Source organism: Psychrobacillus sp. OK032, from assembly GCF_900111345.1.
GTDB lineage: Bacteria > Bacillota > Bacilli > Bacillales_A > Planococcaceae > Psychrobacillus.
In genome coordinates this window covers 179,034-194,666 of record NZ_FOGY01000001.1, presented here as the reverse complement: position 1 = coordinate 194,666, position 15,633 = coordinate 179,034, and the positions used below count along the sequence as shown (strand labels likewise).

Sequence of the window (15,633 nt, the reverse complement as noted above, 5' to 3'; positions counted from 1 at the left end):
AGATGACGGTAGTTTCGGATGTCAAACAATGTCTAGCTAGTCTCAAAGGAGTAGAAGCTAGCCTATCCAATTTAGTAGAACGGACACAAGATAATGAATCTAAACAAATCCTACATGAAACAATGATGGTAGTAAGCGAAATAGTGGCAGATTTGAAAAAAAGGGTTGGAGAATTGGAAAATGAAGAATATCAATATAAAGGATATTAAGTAAAAAGGAGGTCTTTTAATCATGCCTGAATGGCTAGATGTCGTGGTTCGATCAGTATTGTTTGTCATTTTTCTTTTTTTCGTTACCAAGGCATTAGGTAAAAAACAAATAGCTCAACTTTCCCTCTTTGAATATATAACTGGAATAACCATTGGAAGCATAGCAGGAGAAAGTATTATGGGATTAGATGGAAACATATTTTTAGGGGTGTTAGGGATTGGAATAGTTGCATTTATCCCATTTTTAGGTGGTCTCATTTCTTTAAAAAGTAAAAAGTTTCGCGATTTTACAGAAGGCAAGGGGACTATATTCATCAAAGACGGAAAAGTTTTAGAAGATAATTTGAAGAAGGAAAGATATACAGTGGACGAAATGTTAGGATTACTTCGAAATAAGGATATCTTTCAGGTATCTGATGTGGAATATGCGGTTTTAGAGGCAACAGGTGATTTATCTGTCATGCTGAAAAAAGAAAATCAACCTTTAACACCAAAGGATTTAAACATGAAAGTAGCTTCAATAAAGGAGCCTCAGACTGTCATTATGGATGGCAAGATTTTGGATGAGCCACTTGCAACCATTGGGCATAGTCGGGGATGGTTAAAGACAGAACTAGAAAAACTAGGAGTTACAATTGAAAACGTATTTATTGGACAAGTAAATTCTTATGGGGAGTTAACAGTTGATGTTTTTGATGATAAGCTACAAGTTCCATCCCCGCAGGAAAGGCCTTTAATGCTTTCAACGATGAAAAAATGCCAAGCGGACTTAGAATTATTTGCGCTTGCAACAGAAGATAAGGATGCTAAGCAGCTATTTGAAAAAAACAGTGAAAAACTACAAAAAGCAATTGATCAAGTTACCTATATCTTAAAAAGTTGATTGTACCACGGTATTCCTTACCGCTATAGTCCAGTCTAGTTTATTTAATTCAAAGTAATATTCTCCTGGAAAGAATACACCAGTCTTCTGAAAGTAGTTTATAAATTGAGTAATAATGGTAATAAAATGGTTTTTTATTTATCAAAGGTTTTTGGTTGATTAGGGATTTGGAGAAGGGGGTGGCTTCGGTCCTCTCCTTATCATTCTGGATGTGTATGAATAGAATCTTACTTTCATTCCCCAAAAGAATTAAATCACTATGGTTGGCTCATCGCAAATTACACCTTTTCTTTCATCAATCTCAATATTCAATTCACGAAACTACTTTTTCCCAAAATGAAACAGCACCTTATTTTGGATAATTTGTATATAGGGCTGAACGGATAAAATGTTTGATAGCTATTCATTGAAGGTGATAAATGCTTATGTTTTCCAAGAGATGATTTTAGGTAGGGTAAATAGTTTTTACAAATTGTGCTCCCATTTCATTCATGTTTTTCTTCTCAGTTCGATATTGTGTTGGAGAGCTTTATTTAGGTAAATGAGCATGATTACTGAAAAAAATATAGGTTTATCGATTTAGATTATTTCTTATAATCTCAATCGATAAGCCTGTTTTTTATAGTTGTAAAGGAAAAATTTTCTTTATGATGAATATACCACTTAGCAACAAACAAAATTCAAGAGGGGGAAAGTTATGAGGAAAAAATGGTCGGCCATGGTAATGACGGGTATGTTGGTAGTGAGTATGTTCAGTCTTCAACATGTTGCTCAAGCGGAGGAAACAGTAGAGGCTACATTAAGTGATTCTATTACTAGGATTGTAGAAGAAAAATTAGTTGGAGCGGATGTGAGTATTACCGTAAGAGACGGAATTTCTGGAGAAATGGTATATGACTATCATGGTCAAACAAATGTAAAACCAGCATCTAATATGAAGCTGTTTACCACTGCAGCAGCTTTAGATGTACTAGGGAAGGATTACCGTTTTAATACTAGTCTATATACTACTGGTAAGTTGGCAAATGGTGTTTTAAAAGGCGATGTCTATATAAAGGGGCAAGGCGATCCAACTCTATCCATCGAAGACTTACAACAGTTCGCAGAAGAGTTGAAAGTACAGGGGATTCAAAAAATTGATGGACGGATTGTCGGGGATGACAAATGGTTTGATGACGATTTATTAACACCTGGGATTTGGGTTGGGGACGAGTCTTATTATTACGCTGCACCAATAACAGCTTTAACTACTTCTCCAAACACAGACTACGATTCCGGCACGATAATCGTAGAAGCCATTGGGTCTACAGTTGGAGACTTACCTTCCATCAAAGTAACGCCAAACATTGGTGATTTACAAATAGTAAATGAAGCACAGACAGTGGAAACTGGAAAAACGAATACAATAACGATTGAAAGATTATATCAAACAAACAAGATTGTCATTAGTGGGAATCTTCCTATCGATAAAACGAAAAAAGAATGGGTGACTGTCCAACATCCAACGACACATACATTGACAATGTTTCAAGCAGTATTAGCAGAAGCGGGAATTGAGTATTCAAAAGAAAAAGTATTTCAAGCTGCAACACCAAATAGTGCTCAACTGGTTGCAATGAAGCAATCGATGCCCCTTGAGAAACTGATAATCCCTTATATGAAACTAAGTAATAATGGCATTGCGGATATTTTAGTAAAAACAATGGGGAAAGTGAAAAATCATCACGGTAGTACAAAGACCGGATTGGAAGTTATAAAAGAATATGGAAACTCTATTAACTTAAATATGGCAGATTGGCAATTTGAAGATGGCTCTGGAATGTCTCATGAAAATAGCGTTTCGAGTTTATTAGTGAGCGAATTGTTATTTAAAGTGCAAGGCGAAGATTGGTTTAATACCTATTTTAATAGTTTACCAGTAGCTGCAAATGCGGATCGAATGGTAGGAGGTACTTTAAGAAATCGATTAAAAGATCCACTAACAGCAGGAAAAGTCTATGCAAAAACAGGTTCATTAACTGGTGTTAGTACACTAAGTGGTTATTTAGAAGCAAGTAGCGGGCAATCGTACATCTTTAGTGTGTTAGTACAAAATAAATCGGGTACATCCACAGTAATTGATGAGATTGTGAAAGAAATAGCGGAGGAATTTTAGGGAAGCGAGTTAGGCTGTTTCATACAGAAATCCATGTAGATATAGCTGAGAATATTTTGTAACTAATTTGTAACTTCAATCGTTTACCATTGCTTAACCAAAATTGAAAGGGGTTGTTTTATTGTTAAGATACAAAAGCATTTGGCTGATCGTTTTCTGTCTAGTGTTGATTAGTTCTATGGTTAGTTTGCCTTCTATGACTAAGGCATCAGGGAATTTTATCACGGGATCCTATGGTGGAAAGAGCTATAAGTTGTATGTACCGAGTCACTATGATTCTAGTAAAAGCTACCCACTTTACGTCATGTTACATGGTTGTACGCAAGATGCTACTCAGTTTTCAACAGGAACAAAAATGAATGCGCTTTCAGAGGAAAAAGAGTTTCTTGTGTTATATCCAGAACAAAATGCTAGTTCTAACTCAAATAAATGTTGGAATTGGTTTGAAACAGGTCATCAATCTCGTGGAAGTGGTGAACCAAGCGTAATTGCTGGTATGGTGCAATCTATTAAAACGAATTATTCTATTCAGAATGATGAAGTGTATGTTGCAGGTCTCTCAGCTGGGGCTGCAATGAGTGTCATTATGGGCGCAACCTATCCAGATGTTTTTTCAGGTATAGGAGTTGGAGCGGGCTTAGAATATAAGGCAGCAACTAGCATGATTGAGGCTTTTACTGCGATGTCTAGTGGCGGACCAAATCCAATTCAAAGAGGTAGAGATGCTTATAAAGCAATGGGAAGTAGAGCTAAACCATTGAAGGTAATCGTTTTTCATGGAACTTCCGACTATACAGTTAATAAAGTAAATGGTGATCAAGTCATTTCTCAATGGGCAGTAACAAATAGCCTAGTGGCGACTGGAACGGAAGGATGGTTAGATGACCAAGCTGATAAAACGGCGAATTTACAGGTGCCATCAGGAAAAAGCTATACAGTATATGACTATAAAGCACAGGATGAAAAAGTTTGGATGAAAAAAGTAAACATACTAAATATGGGGCATGCATGGTCAGGAGGAAGTTCACAAGGAAGCTATACAGATCCTCAAGGTCCTGATGCGAGTCGAATGATGTGGGAGTTTTTTCAATCTGACGTAGACCCTCCTAAGGATATACCTGTAACAACTGCAACCCCAGGTGGTGGAACTTACAAAGATTCTGTAAATGTAGAGCTAAATTCTAATATAGCAGGAACTATCTACTATACAACTGATGGATCTGAACCAACTATTCACTCTAACATTTATTCGCAACCGCTAACAATAACAGAAAACACAACCTTAAAATTCTTTAGTATTAGTAATGATGGCAAAACAGAATCGGTCAAAACAGAATCGTATTTAATTAAAACAGAAGATGATCATACAGATGAAACAACATTATCCTCCATTGCTAATGAAGATGGGTTTGTAGGAAAGTACACTGCAGATGGAAAGAGCAATGGGACAATTAAGGTTGGGGATAAAGGAATGTATAATACCGATACGTATAGAGGTATTTTATCCTTCGACACTAGTACAATAAAAGAACCTATAGAATCTGCAAAAATACGTCTATACCCTAAAGCAAAACAAGGAAAGATTTCATTACTCCACTTAGATGTTAAAACAGGAGTATTCGGAAGTAATTCTACAATCGAACAAGCGGATTACGCCAATTCAGCTACCCAATCTAATATAAGTAGTCTTTCACCTAGTGAAGGTGAATATATGGAAATTAATATACCAGTCAATAGTTTGTCTCAGATTAACTTGAACGGTACTACACAATTCCGATTAAAAGCCGATACTACGGCAGGGTTCAACTCTAATTTTATAGAGTTTTATGGAGGTGAAACTGTCGATTACGCACCTACACTAATTATTAATAGTAGCAATTAAAAAATTAAATAAAAACACGGAGGTATTTAGCCTTCGTGTTTTTGCATTCTATATTGTATTAATAAATAGTTTATCGATTCTGTTGGTTATCTTGTTGTGTGTTATTTCGTTTAGCTTGATTTAAATTATGTTCTTCTGAAAATTCTTCACGCGTGTCTTTTCTTGAATTAGGTTCTTTTTTCTTGAAGTTTGGTTTATTTTTCTTTGCCATGGTATCTTCACCTCCTAGAGTTTAATGTGCTCAGAATAGGTGGTCTTATTCAAAATGATTAGTTTTTTGCAATTCTTTATTGATGTTACGCCCTTGATAAAAAGCAATGTGAACGAAAAAGACATTTTGGAATTTTATAAGAATATTTTTTTTCGTACTATGAACTCTGCTATAAGTAGATTTAGAACCCAACATAACCAGACTGCTAATGTGTAAGAATTTTTATAGGAAAAATCCATTAATTGATGTGTGATGGTTACAAGTACATAGATCGTCATATTTGCAAACGAAAGGAAGAAACTTCTAATCATCCATTGACTATGTAAGATTACATTTTTCCTTTTGATATACTTATATCCTAGGATAGTTGTTCCAAGCCATAATGTATTTAAAATAAGAAATCCTATTATGCTAGGCCATCCTCCTGTTGCAAAAAATGAAACGTAAACTCCGGGTATAAAATTTAATATGATAGACAGAATATATACACGACCATTCCACCGGTGAAATTGTTTCGATTTAACTCTTAATCTTTTCACAACTCCTAATGGACCAGTAAGGAGTGAAATAACAGCTAGCACAATGTGAATACGAATCATCCATACCCATAGTGATATATCTGGTAGAGTTTGATCCTTTCTAGATATAAATTTTGTGAAAGTAGGATCAACCATAAAATTCTTTGACAGTGTATGCAATACCCACATGACCGGAATAATTATGACCATGATAAGGATATATTTTTTCATAATTTTATCTCCTCCATTGCCATGTGCTTAAACAAACAAACCGCGATTTGTCATAATAAAGAGAGTAGTTATAACCAATAATGTGTTTAGCCATCCATACCATTTTAACGTAGATATATTGTCTGCTAATTTCTTCTTTGGGTCCTCTGCTAATAGAATCTGTCTAATGTTTTTGTTAATCAATCCTATTAATCCGCCTATAGCGATGAGCAAGAGGATTGATAGAATTACCCATAAAATAGATGGATAGGATGTATACGAAATAACCATTGATCCGCCTGAAATCACTAAAAGAATTAGTGCATAGTGGCCAGCACGAGTAAAACTCAATAAAATTTTTAGTACAGGTTTAAGTTCAGTACTTGAACGAGAAGAAATGGCATTAATTATGATAGGTAAAACAAGATAAGTTCCAAGAAATAAAGAACTTACGACATGTACAAATACAAGCATAGAATACATAATACCGTCTCCTTTTAAATACGTTGTCCAACTAGTTTAGATGAGGGAAGCATTCCAGCCTTTGCTACTCCATTCATACTGTTTTCTTTTACAGAGACGATAAATTTTAAATAAAGACGCATAGGTTTGTTCACTTTCATGGTCCACTTTAATTGCCCACCTTCTAGTACAAGATTATCTAAATCAACAATATCGTCCCCTTGCTTTGCTGTACCAGCTATTTGGCCATTTTCAGTAGTTATATTAAATAAAACCGAAAGTTTTCCCACAGGTGTAGAAATTGTCGTATCCCACATTCCTTGAAAATCTATTGTCTCTTTAGTTTGGATAAAAGAAGTCTCATCTGCTGCTTCAAGTGGGTTTACTTTTGGAATTTCTTTAGGTGTGTTTCCCTCTGCTTTCCAAACGGTACCTCTACGCTCGTACTCAAATAATTGTTCTACAGCGTGTGCTATACGGGGGCCAAACTCTCGTTCAACTAAGTAAAGGGCAAGATCTAACCCTGAAGTAACACCCCCACAAGTAATGAGATTTCCATCATCTACAATACGTGCATTTACAGGGATTGCTTCTGTTGCACTTAGAAGGTCCATTCCCATATGATGTGTAACTGCATGGCGTCCTGTTAATAAACCATTCATTGCTAGTATGAGGGAGCCCCCACAAACTGTGGAAATAAGCATATCGGGGTTTTGAATCGCCTCTTTTAGTAGAGGGCTTAATATTGTTTCAGTTGTTTTCTGTAATTTAACAGGTATAGAATCTGAACCTTTAGAATGAATTGAACCAGATGCACCTGGAACAAGAATGATGCCTTTCTTATTTACATCAAGTCTATCGCTCGCCTGAAGTTGTAATTGATTTACTCCACTTGTCACCATTCGTTCACCTTCAGCTGATACTAGCTTAACGCTAACCTCTTCGCTTGCGTACATTGCAGCTGCAGTAAACACTTCATAAGGTGCAATTACATCTAATAAATCAAATCCATCAAACAATATTATTTGAATATGCATATTTATTACCTCCGCTTTACTTTTGATTACTAATTTTCTTCGATTGTAAATCTCTTCTCACATTTAAAGTTAGAAGCTTTTTACAATCTTTGATATTCCACTCTTCAAACTGGTGACCCAAAAGTAGATTCCAACAGTTTTGTTATAGATGCTCTGCTTCTGGCTCCCAATAATAGAATAATCGTTAAGTATCTCAATTAAAGGTATAAAAATATCACAAAACAATCACAATCGTTCGTACTAAGTTCTTTTCTTATGAGGGAAATGTTAACCTAAATACAAGTTAATTTTAGTAAGAGGCATTGGAGAAAAGGAGGGGTAGCGGTGAAGGAGAAACATACGATTCTTGTAGTAGATGATGACATTAGCATTGTCGAACTATTGAGGGACTTCTTAGAGAATGACGGATTTCTTGTGAAAACCGCTGACAATTCTGCTCAAGTACGAGGAATCCTCTATCGAGAAACCATTGATTGTATCGTTCTTGATATTATGATGCCAGGACAAAATGGTTTCGATTTATGTAGGGAAATTCGTGAGGAAAGCGATGTGCCTATTCTTTTTTTGAGTGCTCGAAGTGATGATACAGACAAGATTCGAGGCCTCGTGCTAGGAGGCGATGATTATATCGTAAAAACTGCTTCACTTGGTGAGATAGTTGCTAGAGTAAAAGCGGTGTTACGAAGATCCAGTTCACGGAAGGAGTTTGGCAATAGGAGCATAGAACATGGTAGCCTTACTATGAATTTATCAACTAGGGAAGTGTTGGTAGGAGGAAACAACATCTCTCTTACACCGAAAGAATATGAATTACTACAATTTTTTGCAGAACATCCGAAAATGGTTTTCTCATATGAACAGTTACTAGGAAAATTTTGGGGTGGAGTTGGTGACAAGCACACCGTTCGCGTTCATCTCAGTCGCCTTCGGGAGAAAATTGAAGCGGTCCCGAACGACCCAAAATTTATAGTCAACGTGTGGGGTATAGGCTATCGCTTTAGAGGAGAGTAAAATGAGAACGACAAGAATTCAAACGTTTACTATAATTTGTTTATTTTTCATTTTGTTATTACCATGGTTATTTTTTGTAACAAGCAATTTCATTGAAACAAAATCATTTCGTATTGGAATGAATGATATACAAAAAGAACATTTAGAAACGACTATTCACTCGATAGAGTCAAATTCGCATAATTGGATGAATCCTACCTGGCAAGAACGATTAACAAGACAGTTACAAGAATTAAATATGGATGTATCCATACATTCTGAATCGAATCAGCTTATTTTCACCACTAACCCTGACCAATCATTTTTGCACTCGGAGAGATTTTCAATCATTGACAACGGGGAAATAAAAGCAAGGGTTGAAATCTCTTACGCAAATTCTAGATCCATTCAAATGGTTGCTACAATCGTTGGGTTAATAATGGCTATAATTATAATTGCACTTGTAATGCGGAAGTATATTCTGAAGCCTCTTGAACAAATGAGTGCTAATGTTCGGCAAATAGCAGAGGGGAACCTAGATGTAGAGTTACCTATTTCTAGAATTACAGAAATTGCTGAAGTTCATGAAGGATTTAAAGTTATGGTGAAAGGCCTAAAGGAATCGATTCAAAAACAAGTAGAACTTGAAGAACAACGTCGATTTGTAATTGCTGCTGTAGCTCATGATTTACGAACTCCGTTATTCGCCTTACGAGGATATTTAGATGGCTTAGAGCAAGGTATTGCTGATTCGCCGGATAAAATGGCCAAGTATCTCGCCGTTTGTAAGGAAAAATCAGCACAGCTAGACCGACTTGTTGAGGATCTTTTTACTTATACAAAGACGGAATACTTGGAGTTGGAACTAAAAAAAGCCATTGTTGACTTTCCAAACCTTTTACAACATTCAATTGAAAGTCTGAGTATGCTTGCTCGGCAAAAGAATATTTCGATCACTTTGAATCATTTGGGGGACGATTGTGTAATTATTGGTGACTGGTATTTATTAAACCGAGCTATGAACAACATAATCGATAATGCTGTCAGACATACACCTCAAAAGGGAAAAATTTTAATCCAATGTTATAAAGATGGGAACAAAATAGTGTTTGCCGTACAAGATACTGGAGAAGGCTTCACATCAGAGGAGCTTCAACGTGTTTTCGAACCATTATATCGCGGAGAAGTATCGAGAAATCGCTTGACCGGAGGAAGCGGGTTAGGATTAACTATTTCACAAAGAATCATTCGGTTACACGGCGGTGATTTAGCTGTAGGAAATCATACGGAGGGCGGTGCTATCTTAACAGGTTGGATACCGTTGAAAAAATAAAACAAAAATGGTTATCAAGTGACTAACAAAGCCGTCTTGATAACCATTTCTTATTTCTTCATTTGCCGATCCTTTTCAGCGACCATATGCTAGAAATATTCACGTTAATTCAAACAATCGTGAACGTTTAAATTTTCATGTTTGTTTCTAACACATGGAACACGCGTTAAGGTTAGTTGCAATATTTTGAGTATTTCAAAAATAACTATTGACATTAAATTCTTTCTAGACTAGAATCATCACATAGTAATTTTAATAAAAATATGAGCATATTTTTATTTTAAACTTTTAAATACGCTTACCTAATTGAATAATAACTTCTTATCAAGAGAAGCCGAGGGACTGGCCCGTTGACGCTTCAGCAACCTCTGACTATGTCAGAAAGGTGCTAATTCCAGCAAGAAACTTTCTTGGAGATAAGAGCGGGATAAAATAATTATTCAAGCCCCCTTTTCTCTAAATTGAGAAAAGGGGGCTTTTTATTTCTATAAACGCAAAGACGAAGAAAATAGATACCTAAGGAATGCTCTAAAAAAAGTAAGGGAAATGAACATGAGTGAGCTTATTCAAGAGTTATAAAATAGCAGAAGGATAAGGAACTACCAAATGAAGGAGGAATTGAATATGACTAATAAACGAATTTACTTGAACGCATTTGATATGAATTGTGTTGGGCATCAATCACCTGGATTATGGACGCATCCAGATGATGAATCCCATAAATACAAGGATAGCGAGTATTGGACAGAACTAGCCAAACTATTGGAAAAGGGACAGTTTGACGCGATTTTTCTTGCGGATGTCTTAGGAACATACGATGTTTACAAAGGTTCAAGGGATGCAGCTGTCCGTCAAGGGGCCCAATCGCCAGTCAATGATCCGTTACTGGTCGTTCCATTAATGTCAGCGGTGACCAAGCATCTCGGTTTTGGAGTGACTGCATCTGTAAGCCATGAACATCCTTACACATTTGCACGGCGCATGTCTACATTAGACCATTTGACAAAAGGGCGTGTTGGGTGGAATATTGTAACTTCTTATTTGAAAAGTGCAGCTGTCAATATAGGTTTAGAAGACCAGGTGAATCACGATGAACGGTACGATATCGCTGCAGAATACTTAGAAGTATGCTACAAGCTTTGGGAAGGAAGCTGGGAAGATGACGCTGTTGTAAAGGATAAAGTAAAGCGAGTTTATGCAGATCCTAGTAAGGTACATGATATTAATCATGAAGGAAAGTATTTTAAAGTACCTGGAGCTCATTTAACCGAACCATCCCTGCAAAGAACTCCGGTTCTTTACCAAGCAGGTGCATCTCCAAAAGGAAGTGCATTTGCTGGCAAAAATGCAGAGAGCATATTTATCGCAGCACCGACCATAAAAGCAGCCAAGCACTCTGTGCAGAGGTTACGGGAGCAAGTAGAGCGTGCAGGACGTTCGAAGGAAGAAGTAAAAATTCTAACAATGTTCACGCCAATTGTAGGTAAAACAGAGGAAGAAGCTTATGAAAAATATAATGATTACAAGAATCACATCAGTCATGAGGGGGCACTTGCTCTGTTTGGAGGTTGGACTGGAATTGATTTATCTGGATATGATCCACAACAACATCTTGAATATATTGAAAATGACTCTATCCGATCAACATTAGAGAACTTTACAAAAATTGATTCGGAAAAAAAATGGACAGTAGATGATATTAAAGAGTTTATTGGAATTGGTGGTATGGGTGCATTTACGGTAGGTTCTTCTGAACAAGTAGCAGATACGATGGAAGAGTGGGTAAATGAAGCTGGAGTCGACGGCTTTAATATCGCATATGCGATTACACCTGGAACATTTAAAGATTTTATCGAACTTGTCGTTCCAATTTTACAGGAAAGAGGATTGTTGCGAACAGAGTATGACGGAACAAGCTTACGCGATAACTTGTTTGGAAAAGGAAATCAATTGCCAGAACATCATCCAGCCAAACAGTACGCCAAAATAAATGCAATAATAACCAACTAATAAAGTCCAAAGCAATCAATCGAACCTGATTTATAGTGAGAAATTCTGAGTAGAGGTTGGAATATTATTTACATTCGGACTGCTCTTTTTCAAAAAGAGAGTTCTAAAATTACTAGAATATTATCAAAAAGCAAGAAAGACTGTTGAAGGAGATATGAATATATATTAGAGATAGTAAAGTAGGAGAGTACGATGGTGATACAAAAACTAGGGTAGAATTTAATTAGGTATGTAAAAAATAATAAAAAAATTATCCAGTTAATATTCGTCAGATAATGTACGTGTATGTCGAGCAATTAAAAATGGCGGACTAGAATGCCTTATAACATATCCAGAAAAAATTAGTGAAGAAACTTAGAGGATTCTTCCAACAGACTAAAAGAACTATGCACTAATGTATTGAATCAAAGTTCTATTTTCATTATGGAAAATGTATCAAAGTACCTACTTAAAATGTCTCTTGCTTAACATTTCCTGTGAATTAACTTGTAGAAGATTAGAGGTGAAATAAAGGCAAGATTGAATTGAAAATTTACCAGGTCCTGCTGTCGAAAACGAGCGAGAAAAAATGAAAATTGTAGAAAAATTGTGCATTAGCCGTTCAACCTTCTATGAAAAAAAACATAACTTATGACCTAATTTCCTATATTTTGGACAAAAATCCGAAATATCGGATTTTTTTATTTTCACTTTTATTTATTTTCCAAATCTACTCTATCAACATATTCCGATTTTTCGGACTACCTAAAGTTATTGCCCACCATAGCCCTAAAACATAACGTTGCAATTATTTAAATATTCTGTTTTAATACTAATTAAATAGATTTTGAATTTTCTGAGAATACTAGTTTTATATAGGACAATTGGATGATTCAAGGAAAGATGATTATAGGCATGGGAGGTGCATTGGATTTAGTTCATGGTGAAAAAAATATTGTCATAATGGATCATGTCTCAAAAGATGGTTCACCAAAAATTAAAAAGGAATGTTCACTACCTCTAACAGGGAAGGGAGTGGTCAATAAAATTATTAAAGAAAGGGCATTAACTGAAGTTGCAGCACGTAAACTTGAAGTTAGAGAAGTGTTTGAAGGATATACAATCCAAGATGTCATTCAATCAACAGAAGCAACGTTATTTGTTGAGAAGTTAATTGGATGGAAGGAAATTTTTTCAATTGATCAAAGGTGGAAATACATTTCTCTTTGAAGGATTTGGACTAGTAGGTATACCTGAAAAATATATCTTGGGGTTATATCGAAAGGGGGTTAAAAGATCTTACGATTATTTCAAATAATTGTAGGGTTGAGGATTGGGATTGGGAACTTATTGAAAAATAGACAAATCAAAAAGAGTGATGGGTATTACCGGATATTTATTGTTATTTATGGTGGCTACACAGTCCAATAAGAAAGAGTATTAATAAACGGTATTTTTCTTTCATTATGCTGGTAATGCCAATAGGCGAACTTTGAGTTTATTAAAAAGGGGATGGAATTATTTTGAAAAAATCAAGTGCAATCATTCTAGTGGCTTTTATGGTATTATTTACAATTTTAGCAGGATGTAGTCCGAAGGTAGAAGAAACAAAAACAAATACAAATACCGCAGCTAGTAGTGATTCTGGGGATTCTTCAAGTAAGGAGCCCTTTAACATAGGTTTAGCTATTTCTATGTCGGGTGGCACGGCTCTATTTGGTGAAGGAGTAAAAAGAGGTGTGGACCTAGCTGTTAAAGAGTTTAACGATGCTGGTGGCTATGAAGGACAAAATGCAAATCTAGTCCTATATGATGATGAAGCTAAACCAGAAAAGTCTGTCGAGATTGTTCAAAAATTAATTAGTCAAGATAATATTGTAGCCTTAGTTGGACCTGCTAACTCTGGGAATGCCATGGCTCACATTCAATTTACTCAAGAGGCAAAGATTCCTGAAGTTGTACCAGTAGCTACAGGTACACAAATCACTCAAGAGTTTAAAGATGCTGATAAAAACTATATTTTCCGTGTGGCTCCTCTTGATGGGGTTCAAGTGTCCGCTATTTTAAAAGAGCTTATCGATAAACAAGGACTTACGAAACTTGGTGTCATCCATGATACGGAAGGGTACGGGCAAGGTGGAAGAGAAGATATTGTTAAGCAAATGAAGGAAAACTACAATATGGAACCGACTGTTATTTCAGCCTTTGATCCAAAGGAATTGAATCTAGAGCCTTCTATTCGTGAAATGAATAATGCAGGGGTGGAAGCAGTTATCTTCTACGGGCTTGCACCACAGTCAGCAAAGTTACTTGAAGCTCGTTTTAACGAAGGGTTGGATGCTCCTATTTACGCGACTTGGGCTACAGGTGACCCTACTGTTTTAAATCTAGTTGGAGATCTTGTGAAGGGTGATCTATTCTTTGTACAGTCATTTACGATCGATCAAAATGATGTAGCAAAAAAATTCCATGAAAAAGTAATGGATACGTATGGTGAAGACGTATTCCCTATTGCTACGGCACAAGGATATGACAGTGCAAAACTTATCTTGGATGCTATAACAAAGGTTGGTTTAGATAGTGAAAAAATTCGCGATCAAATTGAATCCTTCACAGACTTTGAAGGTGTAACAGCAATAAAATCAGAACCTTTCACAAAGGATAACCATGAAGCATTTGGTATTGACGAAGTATTCATTGCCACATATAACGATGATTTACAAATTGTCGCAGCAGAGTAATAGAGGCATCTTATAAATCTTTTAACTGGTGAAAAGGGTAAGTCTATATGAGGATTTCCCTTTTCACCATTACTTGTAATTTGTAGTATTACAACACAAGGGGGCGTATACTTTGGAATTAACAGATATATTAAAAGCCCTTATTAATGGGTTAGTGTATGGAAGCGTTTATGCGATTATTGCCCAGGGCTACTATATTACTTTTATTACGACAAAAACATTGAACTTTGGTCAAGGTGACTTCGTCATGCTTGGTTCCCTTATAGGATTATCCACCTTTATAACAATAACTGCTACAGGTGGTAGTGTTTGGATTGCCTTTATAGCATCATTACTATTGGTTATCGTCATATTGGGTATTTGTGGTTGGGGATTAGAACAAGTTGCAATCCGTCCATTAAAAAGCTGGCATTCCATAGGATGGATTTTAAGTACTGTGGCCGTTTCTATGATTGTGAGAAACGTAGCTATGCTTATATGGGGAAGAGACGTTTTAATGGCCCCATCTCCATTTGGACGAGCTATTTTAGATTTGGGTATAATGAAAATCCGCTATCATGATATATTTGTTCTAGTTAGTGCTGTAGTCATTATGTTACTTTTATATGTCTTCTTAAAGAAATCATTATTTGGAAAGGCGCTGGAAGCGGTTGCTTTCAATAGAGATGCTGCTTCATTAATGGGAATCAATCCTCGATTAATGGCTTCCATTGCTTTTATAATTGCTGGGATCCTAGCAGGAGTAGGTGGAGTTTTAGTCGGTCCTATGGTACATCCAGGTGCATTTATTGGTCTTTTCCTAGGATTAAAAGCATTTGCGGTTGCAATTATTGGTGGTATCGAGAATCCACGAGGCATTTTTATCGGAGGACTTTTACTAGGTGTATTAGAAAATCTCTTTACTTTATATAGTACATCCATGAAAGAAGCTGCTGCGTTCTTTTTAATTCTTGTCATTTTAGCAGTCCTTCCTCAGGGGTTATTTGGAAAACGAGTAAAGGAGAAATTCTAAC

General features: G+C 36.1%; 13 protein-coding genes, 2 pseudogenes and 1 riboswitch. Of the genes and pseudogenes, 11 read left to right on the top strand and 4 right to left on the bottom strand.

Annotated features, from left to right (window positions below; all coding sequences use genetic code 11):
* Positions 1-2 precede the first annotated feature (2 nt).
* From BMZ04_RS00950 to BMZ04_RS00935, 4 genes are all read left to right on the top strand, one after another.
* On the top strand, positions 3-209 hold the full coding sequence (locus BMZ04_RS00950; protein WP_093263562.1) for a DUF1657 domain-containing protein: 207 nt from the start codon (positions 3-5) through the stop codon (positions 207-209).
* Positions 210-231: 22 nt separating this feature from the next.
* The gene (locus BMZ04_RS00945; protein WP_093263557.1) at positions 232-1,092 is read left to right on the top strand and encodes a DUF421 domain-containing protein; all 861 of its coding nucleotides are present in this window, start codon (positions 232-234) and stop codon (positions 1,090-1,092) included.
* A 697-nt stretch (positions 1,093-1,789) separates the two neighbouring features.
* On the top strand, positions 1,790-3,247 hold the full coding sequence (gene dacB, locus BMZ04_RS00940) for a D-alanyl-D-alanine carboxypeptidase/D-alanyl-D-alanine endopeptidase (protein ID WP_093263553.1): 1,458 nt from the start codon (positions 1,790-1,792) through the stop codon (positions 3,245-3,247).
* 121 nt (positions 3,248-3,368) lie between these two features.
* Complete coding sequence (locus BMZ04_RS00935; RefSeq protein ID WP_369802610.1) at positions 3,369-5,129, top strand: extracellular catalytic domain type 1 short-chain-length polyhydroxyalkanoate depolymerase; 1,761 nt, start codon at positions 3,369-3,371, stop codon at positions 5,127-5,129.
* A 70-nt stretch (positions 5,130-5,199) separates the two neighbouring features.
* Here BMZ04_RS00935 and BMZ04_RS22155 read toward each other — a convergent pair whose 3' ends face one another.
* The 4 genes from BMZ04_RS22155 to BMZ04_RS00920 all read right to left on the bottom strand — a co-directional run bounded on the left by BMZ04_RS22155 (position 5,200) and on the right by BMZ04_RS00920 (position 7,567).
* Positions 5,200-5,340, bottom strand: a complete 141-nt coding sequence (locus BMZ04_RS22155) for a hypothetical protein (protein WP_177184268.1) — start codon at positions 5,338-5,340, stop codon at positions 5,200-5,202.
* 134 nt (positions 5,341-5,474) lie between these two features.
* Complete coding sequence (locus BMZ04_RS00930; protein ID WP_093263548.1) at positions 5,475-6,089, bottom strand: DUF2306 domain-containing protein; 615 nt, start codon at positions 6,087-6,089, stop codon at positions 5,475-5,477.
* A 27-nt stretch (positions 6,090-6,116) separates the two neighbouring features.
* On the bottom strand, positions 6,117-6,551 hold the full coding sequence (locus BMZ04_RS00925; RefSeq protein ID WP_093263543.1) for a hypothetical protein: 435 nt from the start codon (positions 6,549-6,551) through the stop codon (positions 6,117-6,119).
* A gap of 14 nt (positions 6,552-6,565) precedes the next feature.
* Positions 6,566-7,567 (bottom strand): DJ-1/PfpI family protein, encoded by a 1,002-nt coding sequence (locus tag BMZ04_RS00920; RefSeq protein WP_093263539.1) that lies wholly within the window; start codon positions 7,565-7,567, stop codon positions 6,566-6,568.
* 324 nt (positions 7,568-7,891) lie between these two features.
* Here BMZ04_RS00920 and BMZ04_RS00915 point away from each other — a divergent pair, with 324 nt between their 5' ends.
* The 7 genes and pseudogenes from BMZ04_RS00915 (at position 7,892) to BMZ04_RS00890 (ending at position 15,632) form a co-directional block, all read left to right on the top strand.
* Positions 7,892-8,578 (top strand): response regulator transcription factor, encoded by a 687-nt coding sequence (locus BMZ04_RS00915; protein ID WP_093263533.1) that lies wholly within the window; start codon positions 7,892-7,894, stop codon positions 8,576-8,578.
* Position 8,579: 1 nt separating this feature from the next.
* Positions 8,580-9,890: a sensor histidine kinase gene (locus BMZ04_RS00910; RefSeq protein ID WP_093263527.1), complete on the top strand. Its 1,311-nt coding sequence runs from the start codon at positions 8,580-8,582 to the stop codon at positions 9,888-9,890.
* Positions 9,891-10,208: 318 nt separating this feature from the next.
* Positions 10,209-10,313: riboswitch (SAM riboswitch) on the top strand.
* Positions 10,314-10,514: 201 nt separating this feature from the next.
* Positions 10,515-11,900: an LLM class flavin-dependent oxidoreductase gene (locus BMZ04_RS00905; protein ID WP_093263522.1), complete on the top strand. Its 1,386-nt coding sequence runs from the start codon at positions 10,515-10,517 to the stop codon at positions 11,898-11,900.
* 861 nt (positions 11,901-12,761) lie between these two features.
* Positions 12,762-13,109: pseudogene (locus BMZ04_RS00900) on the top strand (CoA-transferase); the annotation flags it as partial.
* A pseudogene (locus tag BMZ04_RS23080) lies at positions 13,054-13,268 on the top strand (CoA-transferase); the annotation flags it as partial. The pseudogenes BMZ04_RS00900 and BMZ04_RS23080, both read left to right, overlap by 56 nt.
* Positions 13,269-13,402: 134 nt before the next feature.
* Entirely contained in the window at positions 13,403-14,620 is a 1,218-nt protein-coding gene (locus BMZ04_RS00895; protein ID WP_255367745.1) for an ABC transporter substrate-binding protein, read from the top strand.
* A 112-nt stretch (positions 14,621-14,732) separates the two neighbouring features.
* Complete coding sequence (locus tag BMZ04_RS00890) at positions 14,733-15,632, top strand: branched-chain amino acid ABC transporter permease (RefSeq protein WP_255367744.1); 900 nt, start codon at positions 14,733-14,735, stop codon at positions 15,630-15,632.
* Position 15,633 lies beyond the last annotated feature (1 nt).

What these genes read in the sequence shown, in the direction of transcription:
- BMZ04_RS00945 (WP_093263557.1), top strand. Translation starts at nt 232, where the DNA reads ATGCCTGAATGGCTAGATGTCGTGGTTCGATCAGTATTGTTTGTCATT.
- BMZ04_RS00930 (WP_093263548.1), bottom strand. Translation starts at nt 6,089, where the DNA reads ATGAAAAAATATATCCTTATCATGGTCATAATTATTCCGGTCATGTGG.
- BMZ04_RS00950 (WP_093263562.1), top strand. Translation starts at nt 3, where the DNA reads ATGACGGTAGTTTCGGATGTCAAACAATGTCTAGCTAGTCTCAAAGGA.
- BMZ04_RS00920 (WP_093263539.1), bottom strand. Translation starts at nt 7,567, where the DNA reads ATGCATATTCAAATAATATTGTTTGATGGATTTGATTTATTAGATGTA.
- BMZ04_RS22155 (WP_177184268.1), bottom strand. Translation starts at nt 5,340, where the DNA reads ATGGCAAAGAAAAATAAACCAAACTTCAAGAAAAAAGAACCTAATTCA.
- BMZ04_RS00910 (WP_093263527.1), top strand. Translation starts at nt 8,580, where the DNA reads ATGAGAACGACAAGAATTCAAACGTTTACTATAATTTGTTTATTTTTC.
- BMZ04_RS00905 (WP_093263522.1), top strand. Translation starts at nt 10,515, where the DNA reads ATGACTAATAAACGAATTTACTTGAACGCATTTGATATGAATTGTGTT.
- dacB (WP_093263553.1), top strand. Translation starts at nt 1,790, where the DNA reads ATGAGGAAAAAATGGTCGGCCATGGTAATGACGGGTATGTTGGTAGTG.
- BMZ04_RS00925 (WP_093263543.1), bottom strand. Translation starts at nt 6,551, where the DNA reads ATGTATTCTATGCTTGTATTTGTACATGTCGTAAGTTCTTTATTTCTT.